Source organism: Paenibacillus sp. JJ-223 (assembly GCF_927798175.1).
GTDB classification, from domain to species: Bacteria; Bacillota; Bacilli; order Paenibacillales; family Paenibacillaceae; genus Paenibacillus; species Paenibacillus hubeiensis.
The window spans coordinates 326,300-352,037 of the sequence record NZ_CAKMMP010000006.1; the positions used below are offsets into that span (position 1 = coordinate 326,300).

The 25,738-nt window shown below is 52.6% G+C and carries 20 protein-coding genes; 12 read left to right on the forward strand and 8 right to left on the reverse strand.

What is annotated here, in order from left to right; all coding sequences use genetic code 11:
* Positions 1-146 precede the first annotated feature (146 nt).
* Complete coding sequence (locus L6H98_RS13525) at positions 147-1,079, reverse strand: 2-dehydropantoate 2-reductase N-terminal domain-containing protein (protein ID WP_236415758.1); 933 nt, start codon at positions 1,077-1,079, stop codon at positions 147-149.
* Positions 1,080-1,248: 169 nt separating this feature from the next.
* Between L6H98_RS13525 and L6H98_RS13530 the strand changes: the two genes are divergently transcribed.
* The 5 genes from L6H98_RS13530 to L6H98_RS13550 all read left to right on the forward strand — a co-directional run bounded on the left by L6H98_RS13530 (position 1,249) and on the right by L6H98_RS13550 (position 9,110).
* Positions 1,249-1,839 (forward strand): TetR/AcrR family transcriptional regulator, encoded by a 591-nt coding sequence (locus L6H98_RS13530; RefSeq protein ID WP_236415759.1) that lies wholly within the window; start codon positions 1,249-1,251, stop codon positions 1,837-1,839.
* A 37-nt stretch (positions 1,840-1,876) separates the two neighbouring features.
* Positions 1,877-3,181: a hypothetical protein gene (locus L6H98_RS13535; RefSeq protein WP_236415761.1), complete on the forward strand. Its 1,305-nt coding sequence runs from the start codon at positions 1,877-1,879 to the stop codon at positions 3,179-3,181.
* Between the two features lie 313 nt (positions 3,182-3,494).
* On the forward strand, positions 3,495-5,009 hold the full coding sequence (locus L6H98_RS13540) for an AbgT family transporter (protein WP_236415762.1): 1,515 nt from the start codon (positions 3,495-3,497) through the stop codon (positions 5,007-5,009).
* A 37-nt stretch (positions 5,010-5,046) separates the two neighbouring features.
* Positions 5,047-6,324, forward strand: coding sequence for an amidohydrolase (locus L6H98_RS13545; protein WP_236415763.1), 1,278 nt, complete (start codon positions 5,047-5,049; stop codon positions 6,322-6,324).
* A gap of 536 nt (positions 6,325-6,860) precedes the next feature.
* Positions 6,861-9,110, forward strand: a complete 2,250-nt coding sequence (locus tag L6H98_RS13550) for a carboxylesterase family protein (protein WP_236415764.1) — start codon at positions 6,861-6,863, stop codon at positions 9,108-9,110.
* 211 nt (positions 9,111-9,321) lie between these two features.
* Here L6H98_RS13550 and L6H98_RS13555 read toward each other — a convergent pair whose 3' ends face one another.
* A complete protein-coding gene (locus tag L6H98_RS13555) occupies positions 9,322-10,908 on the reverse strand; it encodes a stalk domain-containing protein (RefSeq protein WP_236415765.1) in 1,587 nt (528 codons plus the stop codon).
* Positions 10,909-11,025: 117 nt separating this feature from the next.
* Entirely contained in the window at positions 11,026-11,589 is a 564-nt protein-coding gene (locus L6H98_RS13560; RefSeq protein WP_236415766.1) for a DUF1697 domain-containing protein, read from the reverse strand.
* A gap of 411 nt (positions 11,590-12,000) precedes the next feature.
* Here L6H98_RS13560 and L6H98_RS13565 point away from each other — a divergent pair, with 411 nt between their 5' ends.
* Positions 12,001-13,632, forward strand: coding sequence for a DUF1593 domain-containing protein (locus L6H98_RS13565; RefSeq protein WP_236415767.1), 1,632 nt, complete (start codon positions 12,001-12,003; stop codon positions 13,630-13,632).
* Positions 13,633-13,696: 64 nt separating this feature from the next.
* Here L6H98_RS13565 and L6H98_RS13570 read toward each other — a convergent pair whose 3' ends face one another.
* Positions 13,697-14,272 carry a TetR/AcrR family transcriptional regulator gene (locus L6H98_RS13570; RefSeq protein WP_236415768.1) on the reverse strand — a complete coding sequence of 192 codons (576 nt, stop codon included), beginning with the start codon at positions 14,270-14,272 and terminating at the stop codon, positions 13,697-13,699.
* Positions 14,269-15,480 (reverse strand): MFS transporter, encoded by a 1,212-nt coding sequence (locus L6H98_RS13575; RefSeq protein ID WP_236415769.1) that lies wholly within the window; start codon positions 15,478-15,480, stop codon positions 14,269-14,271. Before L6H98_RS13575 ends, L6H98_RS13570 begins: the two co-directional genes overlap by 4 nt.
* Positions 15,481-15,745: 265 nt before the next feature.
* Between L6H98_RS13575 and L6H98_RS13580 the strand changes: the two genes are divergently transcribed.
* The gene (locus L6H98_RS13580; RefSeq protein ID WP_236415770.1) at positions 15,746-16,285 is read left to right on the forward strand and encodes an SMI1/KNR4 family protein; all 540 of its coding nucleotides are present in this window, start codon (positions 15,746-15,748) and stop codon (positions 16,283-16,285) included.
* Positions 16,286-16,343: 58 nt separating this feature from the next.
* Entirely contained in the window at positions 16,344-17,009 is a 666-nt protein-coding gene (locus L6H98_RS13585; RefSeq protein WP_236415844.1) for a DUF2625 family protein, read from the forward strand.
* A 118-nt stretch (positions 17,010-17,127) separates the two neighbouring features.
* Here L6H98_RS13585 and L6H98_RS13590 read toward each other — a convergent pair whose 3' ends face one another.
* Positions 17,128-18,468, reverse strand: a complete 1,341-nt coding sequence (locus L6H98_RS13590; protein ID WP_236415771.1) for an MFS transporter — start codon at positions 18,466-18,468, stop codon at positions 17,128-17,130.
* 257 nt (positions 18,469-18,725) lie between these two features.
* On the opposite strand from L6H98_RS13590, the gene L6H98_RS13595 reads away from it, so the two are divergent.
* Positions 18,726-19,115: a VOC family protein gene (locus L6H98_RS13595; protein ID WP_236415772.1), complete on the forward strand. Its 390-nt coding sequence runs from the start codon at positions 18,726-18,728 to the stop codon at positions 19,113-19,115.
* Positions 19,116-19,187: 72 nt separating this feature from the next.
* Here the strand turns inward: L6H98_RS13595 and L6H98_RS13600 are convergent, their stop codons facing one another.
* Entirely contained in the window at positions 19,188-20,741 is a 1,554-nt protein-coding gene (locus tag L6H98_RS13600) for a M56 family metallopeptidase (RefSeq protein WP_236415773.1), read from the reverse strand.
* Positions 20,738-21,118 (reverse strand): BlaI/MecI/CopY family transcriptional regulator, encoded by a 381-nt coding sequence (locus L6H98_RS13605; protein ID WP_236415774.1) that lies wholly within the window; start codon positions 21,116-21,118, stop codon positions 20,738-20,740. Before L6H98_RS13605 ends, L6H98_RS13600 begins: the two co-directional genes overlap by 4 nt.
* Before the next feature lie 273 nt (positions 21,119-21,391).
* Between L6H98_RS13605 and hcp the strand changes: the two genes are divergently transcribed.
* From hcp to L6H98_RS13620, 3 genes are all read left to right on the forward strand, one after another.
* Positions 21,392-22,684 (forward strand): hydroxylamine reductase, encoded by a 1,293-nt coding sequence (gene hcp / locus L6H98_RS13610; protein WP_236415775.1) that lies wholly within the window; start codon positions 21,392-21,394, stop codon positions 22,682-22,684.
* Between the two features lie 199 nt (positions 22,685-22,883).
* Positions 22,884-24,290, forward strand: coding sequence for a PTS transporter subunit EIIC (locus L6H98_RS13615; protein WP_236415776.1), 1,407 nt, complete (start codon positions 22,884-22,886; stop codon positions 24,288-24,290).
* Between the two features lie 172 nt (positions 24,291-24,462).
* Positions 24,463-25,473: a LacI family DNA-binding transcriptional regulator gene (locus tag L6H98_RS13620; RefSeq protein WP_236415778.1), complete on the forward strand. Its 1,011-nt coding sequence runs from the start codon at positions 24,463-24,465 to the stop codon at positions 25,471-25,473.
* Positions 25,474-25,738 lie beyond the last annotated feature (265 nt).

Genomic DNA, 25,738 nt, shown 5'->3' on the forward strand with positions numbered 1-25,738 from the left:
TGATCGGATACGTGCAATTCGTCAAAAATGCAATGCTGAAATAAAACATAAAAGGGGCTGATCATGCCTGACAATCCTTGCCGGTCATGATCAGCCCCTTTTGGTTTTTTGACGCAGCCTGCAGAGAAAAATGCTTTTTCGTTATCTTACGGCGTCATTGCGTTGTTGAACTGTTCCTCCAATGCGTCCCAATGCGGAGTCCGGACCCCTGTCTGCTTCTTCCAGCGACGAAATACGCGGCTTAAAGCCGCAATTTCATCTACTGATCCGTCAACCAGCTGGCTGGCGGGCAGCATATGGAATATTTTCATGACCAGCCGCATGAGGCCAGGGTACTTGCGGACCAGCGAAGCTTGTGCGGCGGGGATCAGCGGATAACCGAGGGATTCGAGGACCTGAAATCCTTCGTTCATCGCTGCGATCATCTTGCGCAGCATCTGGCTATCGCGGGCGATGTTTTTCATCTGATAGCTATGGATCACGATAACGAAGTTCATCGCCACGATCAGTATGATATGATTCTTTAACCAAGCGTCGATATTTTCCTCATAGATAAGCTTGTACTTTGTTTTCGAAAATGCTTGATCAAGAGCCGACCGGAAAGGGATTTCCCCGTCGAGCCCGCCGATAACCATCTGCCCGGGGCCTATGCGAATACAGTCTACACGACCGTTTTCGCGACGTCCTGCCGTCGTTTGGAATCCGAAAGCGATGTTTTTGGGTATAGGACTGTGTTCGTGTACGTAGGTTTGCATCTCATCTGCATCCACATTGTTTCCGACGAGGACGATATTTTCACTTTTGTTGGCGGCCAGAATCGGCAGAATCGAGGCGAAGTCCGTATATTTCATGACCACAAAGATAAGATCGAAATGATGGTCCGGCTCCAAGCTCCGGATGACGCGGACCCGATCCACCGTTGTTTTGCGCTGGAAATAGTGGCGGATCACCAGGCCGTCTTTCTCCAGCTCTTCTGCCCGTTTTCCTCGAGCCAGCAGGCTAACCTCGTTGCCTCCTCGTGCAAGAACATGTGCCAAATAGCTGCCTAGAACACCTGCTCCATAAACCAATACGTTCATAAATGAACCTCCTTATATCGAATAAACAATTGTTGAATAAATGACGTTTGTTGACTAAAATAAACATATCATCCGACAAAACAGCGGATCAATCGCCGATCTCTTGCATTCTGTTGAGAATTCAACAAAACGGGTCTTAGTTGTCTAATAAAAATAGAGAGGTACGCATATGGACAGACGTATTCAAAGGACGAGACAAGCCATCATGGAAGCTTTTATCGGGTTGGTGGAGGAACTCGGCTTCGAGAAAATCACGATTCAAGCGATTGCGGACCGAGCGAACGTAAACCGGGGAACCATCTATTTGCATTTTGCGGATAAATACGCCCTGTTGGACGAATGCGTCGAAACGTACTTGCAGTTACTGTACGACAGCTGCATGCCGGACGGGGAGCCTGACCGCGACCAGTCGCGTGCTCTGCTGCTGCGTACGTTCGAATTTCTGGAGCGGCATGCCGCCATCTATTCCACGCTGATGACGAGCAAGGGCGTTCCGGCTTTTCGCAAGAAAATGATCTCATTGATGGAGCAGGGCATTCTGGAGCATGTTCAGCGCGTACAAGTTCATACGAACGTGAAAAAGGACGTTCTCATCCAGTTTTTAAGCCTATCAGTCGCCGGCTTGGTGGAATGGTGGGTTGTGCAATCCATGCCCTACACGCCGGCGGAAATGACGGATCAGTTGATGATCATTCTGGAACATAATTTGCTATCATTGGGCCAATTTCAAGGGAAGGATTCACCTTTTTACAATAAGTAGTTATGAACAATCCAATTGGGGATGAGGAGGGGCGCGAATGTACCGAATCGGCATCGTCGGGCCGCAGCCGTCGATTGAGCGGACAATGAATGCCTTGCAGGGGCAGGAGCTGGGAACAAGCTATGAGCTGTATCCCTACGAGCATGCGCGGGAAACTGCAGACATTATCGAAAAATACCGTGGACATGTTCATGGGTGGGTATTCACGGGGCCCATTCCTTATCTGGCGGCCCAGGCCGTTCTGCGGGAACAGGAACACGCCATTTATTGCCCGCCTACGGGCGCAAGTCTGTACAAAGCCATACTGCAGGCTATATACGCTTCGGAAGAAGCCATCCAGGACATTTCCATCGATATGACGGAAAATGAGGGCTGGGGGCTGATGGACAGCCTGCACGAGCTTGACTTTCCCGAGGAACGATTACGCAAATACGTCTTTTCGACCGATTACGATGTGGAGGAAATGATCGCATTCCATGTCGGGCATTTCGAGCGGGGAACCGTCAAAGCGGCGATTACCTGCTTGTATGCCGTCTATGAGGGTTTGCTTAAACGGGGGATCCCCGTGTTTAAAATCAACTCTACCAAGCTGGAAACGGTGCAGGCGGTACGCATGCTGGTGGAACGGATCCGCAGCTCTGCTTTCAAGGAAAGCCAAATCGGCGTGCTGATGGTTGAGGTGGATCGCCTGCATGAGGCGGGTGAACATGGAGCGGAGCGATACCAACTGCAATACATGGAATTGAAAATCCGCAGCCTGCTCCTGCACCATTGCGAGCAAATCGATGGTTCCCTGCATCAGGACGGAACGGGCAGATACCTGATGTACGGCTCCCGGGGCGGCATGGCCCGCAGCATGGATTCGCTGCACTCCACCTTGCATCAGCTTGAACTGGATACGGATTTGCCTTGTTATGCAGGCATCGGCTTCGGCGAAACGGCCTTCGATGCGGAGCGTCATGCCCGCAAGGCGATTCAGTACGCAAAGGATGATGAAGCCGGACGGATCATCGTTTATGAAACGGACGGAACGATCGTGGAAGCGGCCGGCGAGGAACAGGAGCTGGCGTACGAAACGTTTTCCAACGACGCGGAACTGTTGGAGAAGCTGAACAAGGCCGGCGTCAGCATTCGCACCTTCCAGAAGATCAAAGTATATGTCCGAAGGATGGGCAAGGAAGAATTTACGGCCAGCGACTTGGCTTCCGGACTGTCCATGACCATTAGACACGTGCAGCGCATCATGGGCAGCCTGACCGCTTTTTCCTTGGCGGAAATTACCGGAAACGAACTGAACACCCGCCGTGGAAGGCCAAGCAATCGGTACCGGCTAACGTGTTAGATATAAGGACATCCATATCAAGATGAATCCATACCAATGATCAAGAACCTAAGCGATGATGCCATCTAAGTTGTCATGTCCGCCAGTGGAGGACAGGAGCAAAGGAGGACGGCACATCGTTTTTTTTATTTTGTGTCAAAATACGTAACACAGGTATTGAGTTTTTCTCGGCATTAATTATATAATGTCCTAAATTAATTGCGACATTTTCGTTAAATGTGCGTTATTGTTCTGCAAAAGGGGACAAGGATCGTTCCTGCGGACAGGTTCAGTCATCCGGGTGCAGTTCCATCTCAGTCAGGGGGTAAAATGCATGGTCAAAGCGGAAAGACATGAGAACACAGGGCTTTTTGGTTGGGTCGAGAGAGTCGGGAACAAACTTCCCAATCCGTTTATCTTGTTTATTTATCTGATCGCCGCACTTATGGTTGCCACACTGATTTTATCGTTTTTTAATGCAACGGCCCACAATCCGATCGACGGAGAGAAGGTGCAGGTCAAAAATCTGCTCAGCGCGGAAGGGATTCAGTGGCTGCTGCCGAATGTGGTTAAAAACTTTGCCGATTTCAAACCTCTGGCTTCGATTCTGTCCCTTGTACTGGGGATCGGTCTTGCCGAGAAAGTAGGGCTTCTGGAAGCGGTCATGCGCAAAATGGCTGTTCGCGTGCCTGCACGTTATGCAAGCTACCTCGTCATTTTCATCGCGTTCTTCAGCCACGTGTCGTCGGATGCGGCGCTGGTAATCATGCCCCCGCTGGGAGCGCTCATCTTTTTGGCCGTAGGCAGGCACCCCGTAGCGGGATTGATCGCCGCGATTGCGGGAGTCGGGGCCGGATTCACCGCGAATATGCTGATCGTGACCACGGACGTGCTTTTGTCAGGTATCAGCACCGAAATAGCCGCTTCCGTCGACCCGAACGTTGGCGTAACGGTGTTGGACAACTGGTATTTCATGTCCGTTTCGGTCATTGTGCTTACGCTGGTCGCCGGATTCATGACGGATAAGTTCCTGGAGCCAAGACTGGGAAAATATGAAGGGGAGCGAATCTATAAGCTCGAAGCGCCTACGCCGGAAGAAAATCGCGCTTTGCGCGCCGCAGGGATTGCGGCACTGATCTTTATCGCCGTCGTGGCATTGTTGGTCGTTCCGTCCAATGGCATTCTGCGCAATCCGGAGACGGGCGGCGTGATGGGGTCGCCGTTCCTTTCAGGGATTGTTCCTGTCATTTTGCTTTTCTTCTTTACCGTAGCGCTGACTTACGGCATTAAATTAAAAGTGATCCAAAACCAGAATGATCTGCCGAAACTGCTGGTCGAACCGATCAAAACGATGGCCGGGTTCATCGTCATGGTATTCCCGCTCGCCCAATTCGTCGCCATGTTCAACTGGAGCAACATGGGCAAGTTTCTGGCATTGACGATTACCGATCTGCTGGAGAAGCTCGGCGTTAACGGGATTCCGGTCGTTATCGGACTCATCTTCCTGTCCGCGCTGCTGACCATGTTCATTGCGAGCGGATCGGCGATCTGGTCGATTCTGGCACCGGTGTTCATTCCGATGATGATGCTGCTCGGCTTCCATCCGGCATTCACGCAAGTCATTTTCCGCGTATCCGATTCGGTCATCATTCCGCTCGCGCCCGTATCGCCTTTCGTGCCGCTCTTCGTCGGTTTCCTGCAGGAGTATCGCAAGGACGCGAAGATGGGGACGTATTATTCCTTGATTTTGCCGTATTCGATCGTATTCTTCGCAGCTTGGGTCATCATGGTCGTTCTATGGTACGTATTCAACCTGCCGCTGGGTCCGGGAGTATATCCGAGACTGTAACCAGTCAGGAGATCAAACAAGAAAGGGGTAAAACCAAATGATGGACATTATTACGCTTCGCCGGGATTTGCACCAACATCCCGAACTGGGCTTCACCGAATTTCGCACGGCCACCAAAGTGGTGCAGCTATTGACGGAATGGGGGTATCAGGTCATCTATGGCAAAGATGCGATTGACGATGTATCGAGACGGGGCCTTCCCAAACCGGAGGTGCTTGAAGACGCGTACCAGCGTGCTCTAAGTGAAGGAGCGGAGCCGTCGATCGTTCAGCATATGCGCGGCGGCTTCACCGCGGTCGTGGCGGAACTGGAGGGTGTACACGCAGGACCGACCACCGCGTTCCGCTTTGACATGGACGCCCTGCCGATCCGCGAAAGCGCCTCGGAACAGCATGTTCCGCAAGCGGGGGGGTTCCGCTCGCGGCATGAAGGCCTGATGCATGCCTGCGCGCATGACGGCCATACGGCGATCGGCCTTGCCTTGGCCGAACGGCTGCGCGACAGGCAGTTCGCAGGCAAAGTCCGCTTGTTGTTCCAACCTGCCGAGGAAGGGGTGCGCGGCGCTTACGCCATGGTCGAAAAAGGCATGCTGGAACAGGTGGACCGCCTGTTCTGCATGCACCTCGGCACCGATGTGCCGTCCGGCGAATTCCGCGGCGCGTCCGGCGGCTTCCTGGCAACGACCAAGCTGGAGGCGCGATTCACCGGCGTGTCTTCCCATGCGGGAGCTTCCCCGGAAGAGGGCCGAAATGCGCTGCTTGGCGCAGCGACGGCCTTGCTGAACATTCATGCGCTGCCGCGTTTCAGCTCGGCGGATACCCGCATCAATGTCGGCATTTTGGAGGGCGGAACGGGAGCGAACATCATTCCCGAACAGGCGCGCATGGTCATCGAGACCCGCTCGACGAGCGATGAGACGAATCGCGAGCTGGAACGGCGCGTGCGCAACATCATCGAGAGCAGCGCGACCATGCATGAGCTGGAAGCAACGGTGGAGGTGATCGGCGGCGCCATTCCGATTCATTGCGATCTGGAGCTGGCCGAGCTGGCGGCGAAGGAAGCGGAGAGCATCGAAGGATTCCGCCGTGCCGTCGTCCTTGAAGACAGCGCTGCCCTGGGCAGCGAAGATGCAAGTTACATGATCCGACGTGTGCAGGAGCAAGGCGGCAAGGGAACGTATATGATCGTTGGCAGCGACCTGCCGGCACCGCATCATCATCCTTCTTTCGATATCGACGAGCGTGTTCTCATGCCGGCGGTCGAGCTGCTGGAGCGATTGGCGAGGTCTGCCGAAAGCGGAAACGGAAATCAGTAATGTACAGGCCGTCTATGCCGGAGAATATTCTCCGGACAGGGCGGCTTCCTGCTGGCCATTTTTTTGGGCGAAATATGAAATATGGTATTGATATCGCTTACATTGTGTGCTAACATCACGATAACAACAGGATTGTAACCGCTTATATTCGGGCAATACCTGTAGGTTACCGGCTTCCAATGATGAAGCATAACAGCTTCCAATGGGGATCGGGACACCGTATTCGAAACTTCATTCACCTCATACCCAAGGGTTGTAACTGATTGCAGGCAAAACCTGGATTGAGGGCAGATCACGGCGCAAGATGCGACGATTTGCCTTTGATTCGGGTTTTTTTAGTATCGTTTGCCTGGAGGTGAAATCAAAGCACCCATCGCAGCCGAAATTCGCAGGAAAGGAGAAGGGGCATCAGGCTTACAAGGGCAGATAGAGAGATCACAGACGAACCTTGGAATGCTTCATAGGGACAGCCGTTTTTGACTTAAGCAATGGTGACAGCACATCACACATGATCCGACAGCGAGGAGATTTTGCACATGAGAAAAATGAAAAAAATGAAACGCACGATGGCCATCGCCAGCATTTTGGGATTATGCGTATCCGGTTTGCCTGCCTATGCGGCCGAAACTTCCGGAGCGGCTTCCGCTTCGTCCGCGGCCATCGACAAACTGATCCAATCCCAGCTGATCCGTGGCAACGGACAGGGGGTTACCGCAGCGTATTTGAATAAAAAAGCAACCCGCATTCAGGCCGCGGTCATGTACTTGCGTTTATCCGGATTGGAGAAGGAGGCGCTCTCGTATCAAGGCACGGATACATACGAAGATGCGCAGCTTGCGGGCAAAGTGTTGCAGCCGGTCGTCGGATATCTCAAACTTCATCCCTATTTGCAGCAAGGAGCAACGGACAACCGATTTGAGCCGTCTGCGCCGATTACGGCAGAAGGGTATGCGTTCATGCTGCTGAAAGCGCTTGGATACGAAGAAGGCACGGATTACGAAACAGGCGGTGCGGCCGCGTTTGCTGTCGGCAAAGGTATTGCGGCGCTGGGGCAAGCCGGCGAGTTGACCAACCGCCAGTTGGCGGAGGCCACCGCGCAGGCGCTGCAGGCCCAGCTCAAAAATGGCAGCGGCACCTTGGAACAAAGCTGGAAAAACAGCGCCGAACCCAAGGCGTTTACGCCGCAAACGCTGCAGCAGACCAAGTATGGCCCGATCGACGGCGTGGCATACGAGCAATACGGCACCCTCGGCTGGTTGGGCGTTCCTTACGCAGCACCGCCGGTAGGCGAATTGCGCTGGAAAGCACCGGTTGATCCGGAGGCATGGACGGAAACGAGATCGGCGAAGGAGTTTGCGGAGAAAAGCCTGCAGCTGTCCGGTACCAAGACGGTGGGCAGCGAGGATTCGCTGTATCTGAACATCTGGCGTCCGAATACAACGAGCTCCAAGCTTCCGGTCATGGTATTCGTGCATGGGGGCGGCAATATGACCGGGTCCACCAAGGAGTTCCAGGGCGAGCAATTGGCCCGCAAAACGAACAGCATCATCATTTCGGTGGAGTACCGCCTCGGTGCGCTCGGATTTTTCAAAAACGCTGCGCTGGAGACCGGTGACGCCCTCGACGATTCGGGCAACTTCGGTCTGCTGGATACCCTTCAAGCCTTGAAATGGGTCCAGGAAAATATTAAAAACTTCGGCGGCGACGCGGATAACGTTACGCTCGCCGGACAGTCGGCAGGCGCGCGCGACGTGCTCGCGGCCATGATTTCGCCGCTGGGCGAGGGGCTGTTCCAGAAGGTCGCGGCATTCAGCGGCGGTTTGACGACGGCAGCGCCGGAAGAAGGGGAGAAGAAGTCCGGCGACGTGCTGGAGAAGCTGCTCGTGGATGAAGGCAAGGCGGCGACTGCCGAAGAGGCGAAAGCGTGGATCGCCAAGCAGTCCAAGGAAGAACTGGCTGCTTATCTGCGCGGCTTGCCTGCGGATAAGCTGGTGAGCGCATTCGGCGGCACGGCCATCCGCATGGAGCCGTTCCCGCATCTGTTCCGTGACGGGACGGTGATTCCGAAGCAGGGCTTCGACGCGATCGGCAGCGGGGATTATGCCAAAGTGCCCGTCCTGCTGGGCAGCCTGGAAACCGAGTTTTCCGGCTTTGCCTTCGGCGATCCGAACTTCTCCCCGGCGATCAATGACGGCACGTTGTTTACGGACAAAACGAAAGCCGAGCAGTATGCCGCAGCGCTCAAATACGGCAGCGAAGCCTATGCGGGCTTCAACGCGGAGCGCGTAGCCGAACGGTTGACCAAGGTTTCCGGGCAACCGTCCGTATACGCATACCGCTTTGCATGGGGCACGCAGCCTGGCGTCATTTCCGACAAGCTCCGAACGCTGCTCGGCGCGCCGCACGGAGCGGACATGGACTTCTACACCGGCCGCGCAGACGGCATTGCGTCCTACTTCCCGGAAGGTTACTTCACGGACGCCAACAAGCCGGGCCGCGAAGCGTTGTCCGATGCGATGGCGGCGTACCTGAAACAATTCCTGTACACGGGTCATCCAGGCAATGGCGGCAGCAATGAGCTCGCGGCATGGACGCCGTGGGCGAAGGATGCGACGGCACCAATCATGCGTTTTGATGCAAACAACGAAGAGACCGAAATCGGCATGTCCTCCCAATACAATCTGGACAAAGCAGCCGTCCGTGCCAAAATGAAAAAGGAATTGTCAGAGGAAACGTTCAAGCTGCTCGACGAAAAAGTGTTCAACGGTCGTTTCTTCTGGGAATGAACGCAGGGGGCATTACATTTACGAACGAAAGAGTCTGATCAACAAGGACATTTCGAAATAGCTAGGGAGCTGCCCCTGAGCAGCTTCCTCACAAAGAAGAAGGAGCGAATCTCCCTTTGACAATGATGTCACGGGAATTCGCTCCTTCTTTGGTTACTCATGTGTTGTTATGTCGATGAGATAACAGACTATGGCCAATCCAGCCGTTTATTTACTTTTTCTCGTAAAAGCTGATCGTTCCCGTGCTTTCGTCCGCGCTGACGAACAGACTGCGGCCATTCACGCGATGAATGCCTTCAGGGGATTCGCCCGCCGCCCGGATCAGTCCGAGATAATCCGGGTTCGCAGGGTCTGCCAGATCGAAGAAAAGGATTGCATCGGCACGTTCGGAAGCAACGGCGGCATAGGTACGGCCGTCCACCGTGGATACGGTCAGGTTTTCCACCTCGCTGCCTTTGTTCGGACTGCGATCATCCGGGTACAGGCCTGCTTTGGCCGTGGCTTCATCGATCAGGTTTTGGCTGTCATAGACGCGTTTTCCTTGCAGATCCCATACGCTGATGCCGCGTCCGCCCGCCTTCACGCCGTCATCGAATTCGTTTTTGCCCAGATCTCCTTCATTGGCGGTAAGGATATACATTCCGTCTGGCGTAAACGCGACGCCGTCCGGTTCATACCGTGCAGTGAGGCTGTCCGTAAATTGTACGATGCCGTCATCCTTCAGGTCTGCCGCGTGAGACGTCGTGCCGAGAGCAAAAATGGTGCTCAGCGTTTTGGTTTGCAGATCAACGATGGCCACGGCATTGTTTTCTTGCAGGGTGATGGCCGCGGTTTTGCTGTCAGGGCTAATCGCAACGTATTCGGGCTGCGGATCATGCGGATAGGCTGCGCCTTTCACATCTTCCAGGGATACGGGCACATTCGTGACTTTGCCTTCCAGCGGATTGCCCCCAGCAAACGAAACGATCATGATGCTGCCAGGCCGTTTGGCGTTGGCGTAATCGATTTCGTCTGTGGCTTTGTTGATCTCCTCGTCTTCGATGGCGATGACGGCATGTTGTCCGTCCGGCGAAAGCGCGATGGAATCCGGACCGATGCCGAGCTCGTACGTTTTGACGGTACGATAGCTGTCAAGGTCAACAACGGCCAAAATGCCTTTGTTCGCTTCGGTGTCCGTATCGCCGGTTCGAACGACCGCCAGTCCGTATTTGCCGTCTTTGGATACCGTAACGCTCGTCACTTCGGCCTTTGGCGAGAGGTCATGGAAACTCACGGTTTGCAGTACGCTCACTTGACCCAGATCCGAGATGTCCAATACGGAGATGCTGCCTTCATCCGCTTCGGTTACCAGCAAACGCTGTCCATCAGGGGTGGAAGCTGCGATTTCGGCTTTGCCGCTCGGCATTTGAAACGATGCTGCGAGTTCGAAGCCGGTGTTGTTTTGGGCCGCGATCACCTGCTTCTGGATCTGCTTCAATGTATTTGGAGAAACGTAAGTGGTTCCGTTTTGAAGATACGCCTTGCTGTCCAGAGCCAATGTTGAACCATTGATGGTGATGGCGTCCGAGCCGACCGGGAGCTGTGCGCGGACGCCGTCCATCTGGATCTCGACGCTGCGGCTGCTGCTGTCCCAGGTAACGGCACCCTGCATGTTCTGAATGGCCGTACGCAAAATGACATGATCGCTAGTGGCTTCAGACGTGCCGGATGCATGAGTGTGTGGTGCATAAGCTGCCGTGCCCGCAGCCAGAATGGCGGACATGGACATCATGGCCAGCCAAGGCGTCTTCTTTTTCAAATGGACCGATCCCCTTTAACGTTTGTGTGGAAATATGATAGTGATGTTTATCATGTTAACGAAGAAACGTTAAAGGCAGGTAAAATGAAAGGGCGTGTTGTGTTAAATCAGTGAAAGTTAATTCTTTTTCTCGTCGATCGCTTGCATCAGCTTGTAAATTTGTCGCGTCGTATTGACGTTTCGGACCGTAATGAATTTGTAGAGCTTGGAGCCGACGAGTTTGTTCATGCCGCTTTTGGCGGCATCTTCCCTGCTGACGGAATATAATACGGCTCCCGAAACGTAGATCAGCGTCCCGATTCCGGGTTTGATGGGCAGCTTGTCCAACACCGAAACATCATTGATTTCGTCCCAGAGGAACAGAACGTCGCTTTTGCTCTGGTCACCGTTGCTCCAGTCCTCCGGAAGTGCCTTGATGACCACTTCGACTTCATGGATGTTCCGCACGATGACCGGGATTTGCAAGCCAAAATCATCCGCAATCGCTTGTTCAAGCTGGCGGGAGATTTCGGCATGGGCGTTGGCTCGTTCGCGGTGATCAACAAAGATGATGTTACCGGAGTTGATGTAGGTCACCACGTCGGTGAAGCCTGATTTTTCAAACGTCTCTTTCAGTTGTTTCATGTTGATTTTGTTGTTTCCTCCGACATTAATGCCCCGAAGCAATGCAACATAGATCATAAATGGTTCCTCCTCTGCGACAATGAATGGACCGGTATGCCTTTTATCTTAGATTCTACATGCACAGTATACCAAATGGGGGGATTTCCCGAGAAAACAGAACAAGCAGCACGATTCCGGCCGGCATGCTGCAGCCGCTTTTTGAATGAATGCCATCCATCGTTATTCGCAATGACGAACTAAATTTCCATTGGTAACGTTTACATTTGTGCAGAAATGTGTTACAGTCTTATTCATACGAAGGATTGTGACTGCTAGCGCAGGCAAAACCTGATTATCACGTGCACGGACTCTGTCCGCATGCATTGATACTCGGGTTTTTTTGTTTTTTTTGGCCGATTTTAAAAGAAAAACTGTAAGAAAAATCCTTCGGCACCACACATCGGGTCGAACGCAGAAAGGGAGAAAAGGATGAAGAAACCAATGTGGCTCAGGACGTTGATCACATGCTGCATCTGCACGTTGGTCATTAGTGGATGCGCCTCCAAAACGCCGCAGGCGGGCAATGAGACACCGAGCCCGTCAGCGCAGCAAGAGCAAAATGAAGACAAGGGAACAACGGATCAAACGACGGCAGCTAAAGCGAGAACGGTCATTACGACCGACGGCGAAGTCGATGATATGAACTCGGTCATTCGCTTCCTGCTGTACTCCAATGAAATGGACCTGGCAGGCATCGTGCTGACCAGCTCGGTGTACCACTACGCCGGAGATCCGGATGCGGGAATCAAGCCATTCCGCTGGACGGGCACGCAGTGGGTGTACGACATGATTGATGCTTATGGCGAAATCTACCCCAACCTGATCAAACATGCGGACGGTTATCCTAAACCGGAAGATCTGCGCGCCATGACGAAAATCGGGAACATCTCCAATAAAGGCGAAATGGAAAAAGAGACCGAAGGCTCCGAATTTCTGAAAACATTGTTCCTCGACGATGATCAGCGTGATCTGTACGTGCAAACGTGGGGTGGGACCAATACGACGGCCCGTGCGCTCAAATCGATTGAGGATCAATATAAAGGCACGGACGAGTGGGATGACATCCGCAAAAAAGTCAGCGACAAACTGGTGCTCTACATCATTCTTGACCAGGATGACAGTTATAACGATTACATCGCCAAAAGCTGGCCGGACATCCGCATCCTGAACGATCAATCGAACTTCTGGCACTTCGCTTATGCATGGAAAATGCATGCCGAGGAAGTCAATGGCAAGCTGCACGGCGACTGGATGAAAGAAAACCTGTTGACCGGGCATGGCAAGCTGTTGGACATGTATGCAACGATGGCCGACGGCAAAATGATCGAAGGCGAGCTGCCTGAAGAGCAGCGCGGAGATCCGGAGTATATCAAGAAGAACCCGCAGTATGCAAAATACGACTTTATTTCCGAAGGGGACTCCCCGTCCTTCTTCTATTTGATCGATAACGGCCTGCGCAGCATGGAAAATCCCTCTTACGGCGGTTGGGGCGGCCGCTTCGGCGTCGTGAATGACAAGCTGTTCCGCAACAACGTGCTGGATTACGATCCGTACACCAAACGTTACGAAGCGGAATATTCCCTGATGAGATGGTTTGACGACATTCAGGATGACTTTGCCGCACGTGCCGATTGGGCCGCTGCAGACACGTTCGAAGGTGCAAACCATAATCCGGCGCTGACCGTCAAGGAAGGCATCGACTTGAAAGCAAGCCCTGGCGAACAGGTGACGCTGCATGCGGAAGGTACGGACCCGGATGGGAACCAACTTACGTATACATGGTGGAGATACGCCGAAGCCGATACGTATCAGGATTCCCCGGTGGAGAACAAGGTCGTGGAAGAGAAAGTCGGAGACCTGCTGCTGGGCTTGCATCGCGAGGTCGGCAAAGACGAGAAAATCGACACGATCGAGTTGCAAGGCAGCGACACCGACACGGTTACCTTTACCGTGCCCCAAGATGCCAAGGCAGGCGATACGATCCATATCGTAGCCGAGGTTCAGGATAACGGCAAACATCAGTTGAAACGGTACCAACGCGTCATTCTGACGGTTAAATAATAATCGTTAGTTGGCAGCGCAAACGACAAAGAAGCCTTTCCCTAGGGAGAAGGCTCTTTGTCGTTCAGGAAGAAATGCTCCGCTGGATGCCGGTCCAGAACACGTTCCAGGCGATGGCGAGTGCCTGTTCGAAAGATTGCCGCGTTTCGTACACGAGCTGAACGTCAAGGCCGTCCATCAGCGTGACAAAAGCGACGGTCGCTTCCTCGGGACTCAGGCGAATGTCAGGGTGCTGCACGAACACGCCAGCAAGTTCTTCCTTGAGCGTGCCCAGATAGGTCCGGTACTGAGCCAGCACGAAGTCATGGACTTCCAAGGGCGTAATGAAAGACAGAATGTACATAAAAGCCACGTTGGGATGCGTGAGGAAACGATTTTTATGCTCCTGCAAAAACGAGTGCAGCTGCTGTTCCAGGGTCTGCCCTGCAGATTGAGCGAAAAACTCGCGCACGAACTGCTGCTCTTCCTGTACCACTTCCTCGTAAATTTCCACAAGCAGTGCTTTTTTGGATGCAAAATGGTAGGAAAGGGATTGTTTGCGAATCCCGGTTTCCTCGGCAATCTGGGCCATTTTGGTGCCCTCGTACCCGAAGCGGATAAAATGTTGTATGGCAATATCCTTGATTCGTTGTTTGCTCAAATGTCTGCCTCCAGTGAATGATGGGTCGTTTGGCGCCGTCTTCGGGCGTACATGATGTACAGCAAGATGTACACCACGAAGATGCCTATGGCTATATCATACACCAACGTATAAGAAAATGCAGATGCCAACATACCCAGTACGAGCGAGCCGCCGCCGATGCCGAGATCGAAAAAGTTGAAAAACGATGCCATGGCATTTTCATGCTCATGCTCTTCCACCAAATTTACGCACCACGTCTGGATCGCGGGGAAAATGGCTCCAAACCCGAAGCCGTACAACGCGCCGGCGACGAGGAAGTGCACGTCATTTTGCGCGAGGGTCAGCACCGACAAGCCTGCGATGGCGAGGATGGCCGATGGCACGAGCACAGAGCCGGGCCCCAGCCGGTCAAACATTTTGCCGGAAAACAGCCGGACGACAAAGCTGGCGATGGCGATGACGAAGAAAAACCAGGCGACCTGCGTAAAGCCTTTTTCTTCAGCGAACAACGCGACAAACGACATGATCGAACCTGCCGCAATACCGACCAGCATGATGAGAATAGAGGGGAACAGCACCTTTTTTTCGATGAGTTTGACGGCTGTATGAGGCGTCTCCGACGTTTGAGAATCATTTTGCTGCACCGGTTTTCGGGATACAAACACGGTCATGAGCAGCGCCAGCAGCAAAATGCACATGCCGCCCATAAACAGGCTTTGGTAGTTGAATTGCAGCAGCAGGCTCGTTCCGATCAAGGGGCCGACGGAAATGGCCACCGTCTCGCCGACGCCGAAGTAACCCATGCCTTCACCCCGGCGCTGCTTGGGAATGTTCTCGGTGGCAATGGTTGCGAAGTATGTTGTCGCGAGTCCGAAGCCAAAGCCATGAATGACCCGGAGCAGCAAAATCATGCCTATGCCTGACGCGAGGTAGTATGAACCGGTAACCAGTGCGCAGATGGCGATGCCTGCGATGAGCAGCATTTTTTTATTCCATTTGGTTGCCAGGATTGCGGTGAAAGGGCGAACCAGAATTGCCGAAAACATGAAGATGCCTGTGACGAGTCCGATCTGCGATGCGTCACCACCCAGGCTTGATACGAACAGCGGCAAGGTGGGGAGCAGCATTTCGAAGGCCATGAACAGCAGGGCGTTGGCCAGCATGATGAAAATGAACGATTTTCCCCATAATCGTGGATTCGTTTTGTTATGAGTCAGGGTAACCATGTTTAATCCTCCGTCTTTTTTATTGTTGCCGCGCGGCATGATTTATTGATATTACCTGACGATGGTCAGATTGTAAAGGGTGCGAACAGACTTTTTGTTTTTTCTTACGGGGGGAACGGAAAGATGGACAGGGTTTGAATGGGGAAAAAGGCCGTGATATGCTCATAGTCGGAATGGTAAAAAAGGGAAAGAACGAATGGCGGCCCAAGATGCATGCTGCGTTTTCTTGGTGCATGCCAAATGTGCAGGAGAAGGAGGGACGAGCATGTGGAGTGATGTATTTGAACATGAGTGGTCCAGGCAGACGGGAGCATCGAAGACGGAACTCGAGCAATTTTTGGGACAGTGGAATGCCCGGCTGAACGAAGAGGAGGTCGGAGAGATTCGGGCAGGGCGGGAGAAGCTTTTGTCGAGCATGCCCGCGCTGCATGTCCATGGAGGACGGCCTGATCCGGCGGATTGGTCGTTCCCCGAGAGGATGCTGCCGGAAAGTTATATCGAACTGCTGCTGTTCTCCAATGGCGGCGAGTTTCAGAACGGGGAGCGTTACTTTCAGCTTTTTGGCACGGCGGATTTCAGGGAAATGAACCTGGCATACGAACTGCCGGAGTATATGCCGGGTGCCGTATCCTTTGCCTTGGACGGAAACGGCAATCACTACATGTTCGATATGCGGTCAGCGGCGGTTAAGGGGGAATACCCCATTTTGATGGCCCATTCGGGCAATTTGAGTTACGAAGATGGCGTGCAGGTTGCGACCTCGCTGCCTGAGCTGTGCCGCAGCAAACAGGCGATTGACCTGTGACTTATATTGTACATGAACGTCATCAACGCAAGTTTTGACGCATGAAAGGAGTTTTATGATGGATGCATTGAATGCGGATCAGCTATATGATCGGGAGCATCACGCCTGGGAGGAATTGCGGGAGCTGCTGGACAGCGGCGAGAATACATGGAACTACGTCCCTGCACGGCGCGAAGCGGCAGAAGAAACGCTTGTGCGGCTGCAAGTCAGCACCCGTTCTTATTTGGGTACCGTAGCGTATGAGACGGGGGGAATGCGATTCGACCATGGCTGGATCACGTTGCTTGGTTCCGGAGGCGAAGGCAGCTACGGCAGCCTGACATTCTGGAACGGATTGGACGAGCAGTCTACCGTTCCGGCGTTACCGGGCGTGTTGGTGGTGGCTTATGATGCGGCAGGCGGATTTTTTGCGCTCGATACGGGCAGGTTCGGACGCACCGGTCATATCTATTATTTTGCGCCGGACACGATGGAATGGGAATCGACGGAGCTGGCCTATTCAGGGTTCATCCATTGGCTGGCCAACGGAAATTTGCAGCAGTTTTACGAGACGTTTCGTTGGAATGACTGGCAGGATACGATGGGGCAGCTCCGGCCAGGCGAAGTATTTGCCTATTATCCGCCGCTTTGGTCGAAAGAGGGTGGAGGCGAGAATAGCACCAAAGCTCCTGTTTCCGTCACGGAGGCATGGAAAACCGCTTTGTCCGCGAAACCGTCTCCGTGATTATTATTTAATATGAAAATGGGAAAAGGCCCGCTGTTGAAGCGGACCTTTTTTGCTATATGCGGCATGACCGGTGTTGATACATTCGATTTTCTGGATCGCGCCTTATAGGGAGGTGTCAGTTTGCAGCTGCGGATGCTGCTGAATTACTGCGCGTAGAGCGAGCGTAGAGAAGCACCAGCGTGAGCGAAATCAGGCAAACGAGCAGCAGGCAGCCGTACACGTAAGGATAGGCTTCTTTCACCGGGACCCCCGGAAAGCTGTGCAGCAGCAGCCCGCAGACGGCCACGGAGAGAGAGCCGCCGAAAAACTGGATCAATTGCAGAAGACCCATGCCGGCACCGATCCGGGTTTTGGGCAGCACCCGTGAAGCCTCATTGTTCATTGAGGCGATGGAGGCCGACAATGCAGGGGAGAAAAACAAGTAACCCACGGTGATGATCAAGGCCGAATATTTCAACCCGAATACGTATAAAAGCAATACACTGGCAAGCAATATATGGCCGATGATCAGGAAGCGCATGTTTCCGAAACGATCAATCCAGCGGCCGACAAACCGCGCCAGGAATGTCGCAACGATCGCTCCTGGAGCAATCAGCAGACCAATCGCCAGCGATGAGCGTCCGAACAGGTCGGCAAGCACAAGCGGCATCAGGAACAGATTACCCAGATTGACGATCAGCACGCAAAAGCCGATGATCAGCAGACGCGAATAACCTTTGGTCGCAAACACCTCACGATTGATGAACGAGCCGTTTGCTTTGCGGATATAAGCAATATGCACGGCGAGCGAAATCAGGCCGATGAGCAGCCAGATCAACGACTGCTGCGTCACGGCCACAAGCACCGTCGTGGCGTTCACTACGGTAAGTGCTGCACCGGTGATATCGAACGATTTTTCGGCCCGAATCGTTTCTCGCGGCAAAAAACGCAGCAAAAACGGCAAGGCCACGAGTACCAGCACGGTAATCGCAAACAGTCCGTTCCAGCCCAAGTATTCACTGACAAGTCCGCCGACGATCGGGCCCAGTCCGAAGGCCATGGCACTCCCGGACGAGATCATCGCGATGGCGGCGCCCCTGCGCTCCACTGGAACATAACGGCTCGCGATGACCAAACCCAGTCCGGCCATGACTCCGGCTCCTGCCGATTGCAGGATGCGCGTGATCAATAACAGGGTGAAATTGTGGGCGAACAGTCCCAGGACGGATGAACAACCGAGGATGATCAGTCCAACCGTAACCAGTTTGCGTACAGGTACATGGTCGGAGAGTCGGCTGAAAATAACGGTAGAGAGCGCATAGCCGATAGAATAACTCGAAATAACCCACGACCCAAGATCCGAGGTGATGTGCAAATCCTGAATGATCACGGGCAGGGAAACGTTAAACATGGTAGTGTTCATGACCACGATGAAGAGGCAGCATGTCCATAGCGGCATGACGATTTTGTCTTTCATTGGATCCTTCCTGTCTGTTTTTCTATAGTATGTTCGCAAAGGCAGCCTATGAATCAAACGAACCTGCAGGCTGCCGCGATTCTAATAATTCATTGTAACCTTGAAATTTATATATGGCAATAATGTCATAATTAAAATGCAGGCTGATAAAGATGGTTCATAATCATGTTTGGCATGGACGCTGTCCCGGACAGGTATATACGATGGAGGGGCGGTATATTTACGAAATGGAAGTATTACATAAAGGAGAAATGAAAATGAGTCACGATTTGTTGATGTCGCATTCGGTTTTTCCGACAACCGATATCAAACGTACTGCAGCATTTTATGTGCAAAAACTCGGTTTCCGGGCCTATGAATATTTGCATACAGAGGAGCCGCATATTTGCTTGTACCGGGATGCTACCGAGGTCATTTTGACCATGTCAAACGGGCAAAGGGTGATTCCGAACAGGGAGTTATATGGCTATGGGTATGACGCTTATTTTATCACCCGTAATCAGGAAGCTCTGCAGCATGAATTCAAACAAGCCGATGTCCGCATTGTTCGGGAGTTGAGGCAAACCGATTATGCGAACCGCGATTTTGTCGTCGAGGACATTGACGGCAGATGGATTGCCTTTGGCATAAAGCTGCTCGATAAATGATCGTTGGAACGAAAAAAAGCGCCGCAGTAGCGCTTAATCGTTGTGGATGCAAGGTGCTCGCTCGTTGTGCTGTTAAGAGCCATCTGCGATAAATTGGATGACCTTCCCGTCCAAAAAAACAACCTGCGTATTCGCATCTGTTATGTTGGTTTGGACCTGATACGGGCCGTTCTCCAGCATATTGTCGATGACGCGATGCACCGAAATATCCGCTTGTTTAGCGTAGCCCTGCTTCTTCAAAGCTTGCTCGTATTGATGCATCAGCGCAGCTTCCAAGCGATCCTGGGACAGATCGATTCCGATCGAAGCGTTCTCGAACTTGCCTGTCTCATCGTTTACCCACAGCGACGTCATTCCGGTTCCATCGCCTTCGAACTCGAGAAACCATTGGTTCGAATTCGGAACATGCTCTGCTCTCTTTAATGGCAGCGCCATGCCAAGATCGGTCATCACCTCACGGATGGTGTCTTCAACCTGGCCGCGAACGGCGGGATCAACCGCCTCAAGAAGAGGCGCATTCGCTTGTTCCATTTCGGCGAGCTCTCTCATCAAGGCAGGGTTTGCCTCTTCAGCTCTGGCGTTGGTGAGCGACACGGAAACTAACAGCAGAATAAGGACGAATCCGGCAGCGGTCCACTTTATTGAATGTTTTTTAAATGTTGCAATCATCGTAACTCTCCTCTTCAGTTGGGGTAGTTTCGGCGAAAACTTGGTGGCAGCCAGCAGTGGCACAGGACGCGAAACGTTGCGCTCAAGCAGTTTAACGATGGTGTAGCCGTAGTCCTGTACTTCGCCCGCGCCGATATGTGAGATGGCCGCCGCATCGCACGACAGCTCTTGATCTTCCCGCATTTTACGATAGGCATACCAAAGAATCGGGTTAAACCACTGTACAAGGAGCAATGCGGTCATCATCACATTGGCTGCGATGTCTTTGCGTTTCAAGTGCACCAGCTCATGCAGGAAGATATAACGCAATTCCTTGGAGCCAAACGTCTCAGGGCTATGGGCGGGCAGCAAAATTCGGGGGCGCACGAGTCCGTACAAACTCGGCCCGTCCACCTCGGCCGAAACAAGAAGCGGAACGCGGCGTCTGATTCCCAGTTCGTCTTTGCATCGGTCCAGCAGCCGGACGAGATCGGACTCGGCGGGCATAGGTTGCGCCTTTCCAAGTCGTCGTCCATAATCCCGATTCGCCTTGAGCATGGTTCCGAGAAGGGCGAGTGAGCCGGCTGCCCATAGGATGAACATGACGAGATCCAGCGTTGGAATTCCAATGTTTGAAGGGATCTCGGATGCGTCGTTCGCTTCTCTATTCGGCGGCGACAATGTCTGCATGGGCGGCAGTCCTCCGGATATGTCCTGCACGGGATTCATAATCGCTACGGGAGTTTGCCGTTCCAAGAACGGGAACATGTTATACATGCTCATACCGCTCTCAGGTGCCCAAGGAAGGATCATTCTTGCCATCAACACAAACCACATCCCGTATTGCCATTTGATCGGCAAACGATGCTTCAGCACCATTCGGATCGCCAAAATAAGAATGGCCATCACGGTTGCCATGAACGAGGTCTCAATGACCCACTTTACAAAGGAGGGTATCCACGCAGCGATGGCATTCATGATGAGCCCTTCCTCTCGTCGAGGATCCGCTTCAACTCTTCGATTTCCTCGCGGGACAGCTTCTCCTCTTTGAGAAATTGGACTAGCATCGGCTTTATGGCCCCTCCGTACAGTCGCTCAAGGAATGAATGGCTCTCTGCCCGCTGACACTCCTCTTCACTGACCAGCGGATAATAGAGGTAACTCTTTCCCTCCTGTTCGAATCCGATCACTTCCTTCTTGAGCAAGCGGCTGATCAAGGTTTTCACGGTGGCCGGCTTCCAAGATGATTCAGGGTTGAGTCGTTCAATGACTTCCTGGGCGGATGCAGGAGACCTGCTCCATAACACCTTCATCACTTCCCATTCCGCTTCCGAAATGCGAGGGAGTTTCTTCATGGATGATCATCCTTCTTTCTTCGATTACATATGTAATCAATTGTCGCTAGTGAATAGATTACACATGTAATCGTTAATTGTCAACGAGGGCATTGACCCTCTGGCATAAAGCTGCTCAATAAATGATCGTTGGAACGAAAAAAGCGTCCCGGCTGATCTTGGGAACGGCATGGAAAATGATTGGTAAATGTGTGCGCCGTCACACTTGCCCGAATCGTGGTCTGTTACGCTGAATGGGAGAAAAACAGACTGATCATGCATGGAGGGAATGTTATGTTTTGTTACCAGTGCGAGCAGACACCAACGGGCGGCTGCAAGGTGATCGGGGTGTGCGGCAAAGACGAGACGATTGCCAGCCTGCAGGATACGATGATCTTTGCGTTGAAGGGAATCGCAGCATATGCCACGCATGCCAGACAGCTGGGTTATGAAGACCCCGAGGTAAACCGTGTTACGCATGAAGCGTTATATATGACGTTAACGAACTCGAATTTCAACGTGCAGGAACATCTGGACATGGCAATGAGGGTAGGGAATGCGGCCATACGTATTATGGATGTGCTGGATCGCGCCCATACGGACCGTTTCGGCATCCCGCAGCCGATTACCGTCAGCCAGAACCGGATCGAAGGACAGTGCATCGTCGTGACAGGGCACAATCTATATGCGCTGGAAGAATTGCTGCGCCAGACGGAAGGAACAGGCATCAACATTTATACCCATTCGGAGATGCTGCCGGCGCACGGTTATCCCGCGCTCAAGAAATATGCCCATTTGAAAGGCAACATCGGCAAAGCATGGTATGACCAGCGCAGGCTGTTCGAGCAGTTCCCGGGCGCCATTCTGGCCACCACGAACTGCGTTATGCCAATCAAGGGCAGTTACGCGGACCGCTTTTTCTCCTACGAGGTTGCCGGACTGGAGGGCGTGACCAAAATCGTGAATGACGACTTCACGCCGCTGATCGAGCGTGCTTTGTCCTTGCCCGCGGCAGATGTACAGTCGGAGCAGGTATTGACGACAGGATATCACCACGAAACGGTCATCGGTCTGGCTCCCGAAATCATTCAAGCGGTTAAAGACGGGCATATTCGCCGCTTCTTCGTCATTGCAGGCTGCGATGCGCCGGGCAAAGGCGGAAACTATTATCGGGAACTGGCAACGAGCCTGCCGAACGATACGGTGATTTTGACGACCTCTTGCGGCAAGTTCCGCTTCAACGACGTGGATTACGGGACGGTTGGCGACACAGGCATTCCGCGTTATATCGATCTGGGCCAATGCAACAATTCCGGTTCGACGGTCAAAATCGCGCTTGCCCTCGCCGATGCCTTCGGCTGCACCGTGAACGAGCTGCCGGTCAGCATCGTATTATCCTGGTTCGAGCAAAAAGCCGTGGCCATTTTGCTGGGACTGTTCAGCCTGGGCATTCAGGATATCCGGATCGGACCGAAGCCGCCGGAATTCATCTCGCAAGGCGTGCTCGACGTGCTCGTCGACATGTTTGGACTTAAACTGATAACGACAGCAAAGGAAGACATGAACGCCATGTTGGCATTGTCGTAGTCGGTTTTCACCCGTTGGAACAGAGTTGTATGTTTGCCATCTTGGGCAAATGTACAGCTCTTTTTTTCTGAATATATGCGAATACACATAAAAGGGAAATTAGTTTATATTGCCTATTGAAGTTTTTTTGTGGAAATGTGTATATAGAATAGTAGCTTCACAAAACTCGGTTTTACCGCAGCATAAGGAGATTGTACATATGAATGACAGAGTACTGATGGACTCCGTTTTACGACTCGCAGGAGGAATGGAGAACATCAAGCAAGTCAAGCACGAGAACGGCAAAACCGTTGTAGAGTTAAAGCGTAGTAGCGACATGAATCTGTCGGCGATGGATGTCGCCGAGATGGAGGCAGAGATTCACGCAAGCAAAAGCGGCGCACAGATGGTACTTCGGGACGAGGCATCAGATGGATATCAAGCTTTGTCGGCATTCCTGGGTATCGAAGGGGAGGATCATGCAAACGCCATTGGGTCGCAAGAAGCGGGGCGAACGGGAAAAAGAAGGAAACCTTTTTCGATCATGCATTTTGTTTCCGACGTATTCAGGCCTTTAATGCCTGCTCTTTTGGGAGTGCTCTTGATCAAGTTCGTGCTTTTGACGTTTGTGTTACTGGATACGCTTGATGTGACGGATATTGTGGATATGAATAGCACGGTATACATCGTATTTAGCAGCATAGCGGACGCTTTGATTTATTTTTTGCCTGTGTTGGTCGCGTTCAGTACGGCTCGGAGGATGAACAGCAATCCATACGCAGCGGCTGGCATTGGTGTTTTTACTTTGTATCCAACCGTGGCAGGAGTGATGAGCGGGGAGCAGGCATTCAGTCTGTTTGGCGTTGATCTTGTCCCGGTGTCATCATTCTATACGGCCCCTCTGTGGGTCATTCTGGCGGTAGTGGGCGCTGCATGGATCGAACGAGCGTTGGGGCGCGTATTGCCGAAGGGGCTTCAAGGCGTTTTGCCCGCCGCGCTGGCGTTACTGGTGATGATCCCGGTCATGCTGCTTGTGTTAGGTCCCATTGGCATGTATGCGCAGAACCATTTGACGGAAACCATCACTTCGATGATGGATAAGACTCCAGTGCTCACGATCGTTCTTGTCGGTGCGTTCTACGCGTTGTTGATGCTGCTGGGGATGCAATTTGTTGTTGTTCCGATTTTGATCAGTGAGTTGGTCACGAATGGTTCCATGATGTTATTGCCGGCTTTCACGGTGGCTGTGATGGGACAGGCTGGAGCGGCCATGGCCGCTGCATTGCGCGAGCGCAAGTCTGATCACAGGAGGCTTGCCTACTGGGCTGCTGGCACAGCGCTGATTGGTTTTATCGAACCCGCGATGTATGCCGTAAACATGAGGCGGCGAGCCGCTTTTGTTTCGGCCCTTGCGGGAGGCGCGGTTGGCGGCTTGTACATGGGACTGCTGAAGGTAAAGACGTTTGCGCTGGGCAGTACGCTCGGGCTGCTTGAACTCCCTTTGTGGATCGAAGAAGGCAGCCTGAATTTGCTGCAAGGGCTCGTCGGCATGGCGCTTGCCTTTGTTTCGGCCGGTGCATTGGCTTTCTGGCTGCTGGGCAGGAACGTTCAACCTCGAAATAAGTAATAAAAGAAGGGCTGCTCCAGATGAGATAAGATCATTTGGTGCAGCCTTTTTCATTTTTGCGAGAGAGTTTTCCTGAAAAAAAATCGATGTGCACGAAAAAAAGGATTGCCATGAAAACGCTTGTATAGTATATTCATTCCATAAAAACGTTTTTATAAAAAGGAAGTCGCAGATGAGAAAGGTAACGATCAAAGATGTAGCAAAGGAAGCCGGCGTGTCCATCTCTACGGTCTCCAATGCGCTTAATGGCGTGGACGTGCTGAATCCCGAGACCAAATCGCATATTCTCGACGTGGCGAAACGGTTGAATTATGTACCGAACATCAACGGCAAGCTGCTGAAATCCGGCAAATCGAAAATGCTCGGCTTTTTCACGACCAGTGTGTCGGGGCCATATTTCTATACGCTCGTCGAGACGATGTCCCGCGAATGCGACCGCCATGGATACGGGCTGAACATCTTCGTAACGAAGGATAAGCAGGTCATCATGAGCAACATATTGGGCGGACGCGTGGATGGAGTCATCGTGTACGAGGAGATGCGGGTGAATGAAAACGACATTGCCGTCATGGAGCAAAACCGGGTCAAGGCCATGTTCCTGGACCGCGAAATCCAGAGCGAATCGATGGGCAGCATCATCTTCGATTCCTATGTCGATGCGTATGAGGCCACGAAATATTTGATCAGCCTCGGGCACAAAAAAATCGCCTACATTTCCGGCGTTGAAACGATGTTCGACAGCGAGCAGCGGAAGGCCGGTTACTTGGATGCCTTGCGCGATTACAATCTGCCGCAGGATGAGGATTACATTTTGCAGGGATACTTCGAGGAAGAAAGCTCGTACGGCGCAGTCAAATCATTCGTTAACGTGCATGCCGGCAAGCTGCCGGACGCGTTCCTCGCAGGCAATGACTTGAGCGCCATCGGAGCGATGCGTGCGCTGAAGTCGCTTGGCTACGACATTCCGGGAGACGTCAGCGTCGTTGGATTCGACGATATCGACATTGCACAGTATTTCACGCCTCCGCTCACAACGGTACGCAACCAAATTGCAAGACAAGGGATGCTCGTCGTGAACGATCTGATTCGTATGATCGAGAAAGACGAGAAAGGCCGTCATGAAAAGCTGCCGGGCGAGCTGGTCGTGCGCAATTCCACGCAGATCAAGATGGCACGGGAGTAACCCTCGCGATAAGAGGGCCTCCTTTGGCAAAATGGTAAACGCTTTCATGGCAGGGATAAGGAAATGATATAAACCGCAAAAAAGATGCACACGTTAACGGAGAGGCAGAACAATCTGGAGAAGCGAAGCGTTCTAAAAGCTTTCTGAAAGAAAGCTGCTTCGGAAGCATAGGCTTATCACCGGATTTTCCCTTTGAAAAAGGGGATTTGAAAAAAATCTGGGGATAAATTTTTTTGCTCAAAAATAAAAACGTTTTTATTATTTG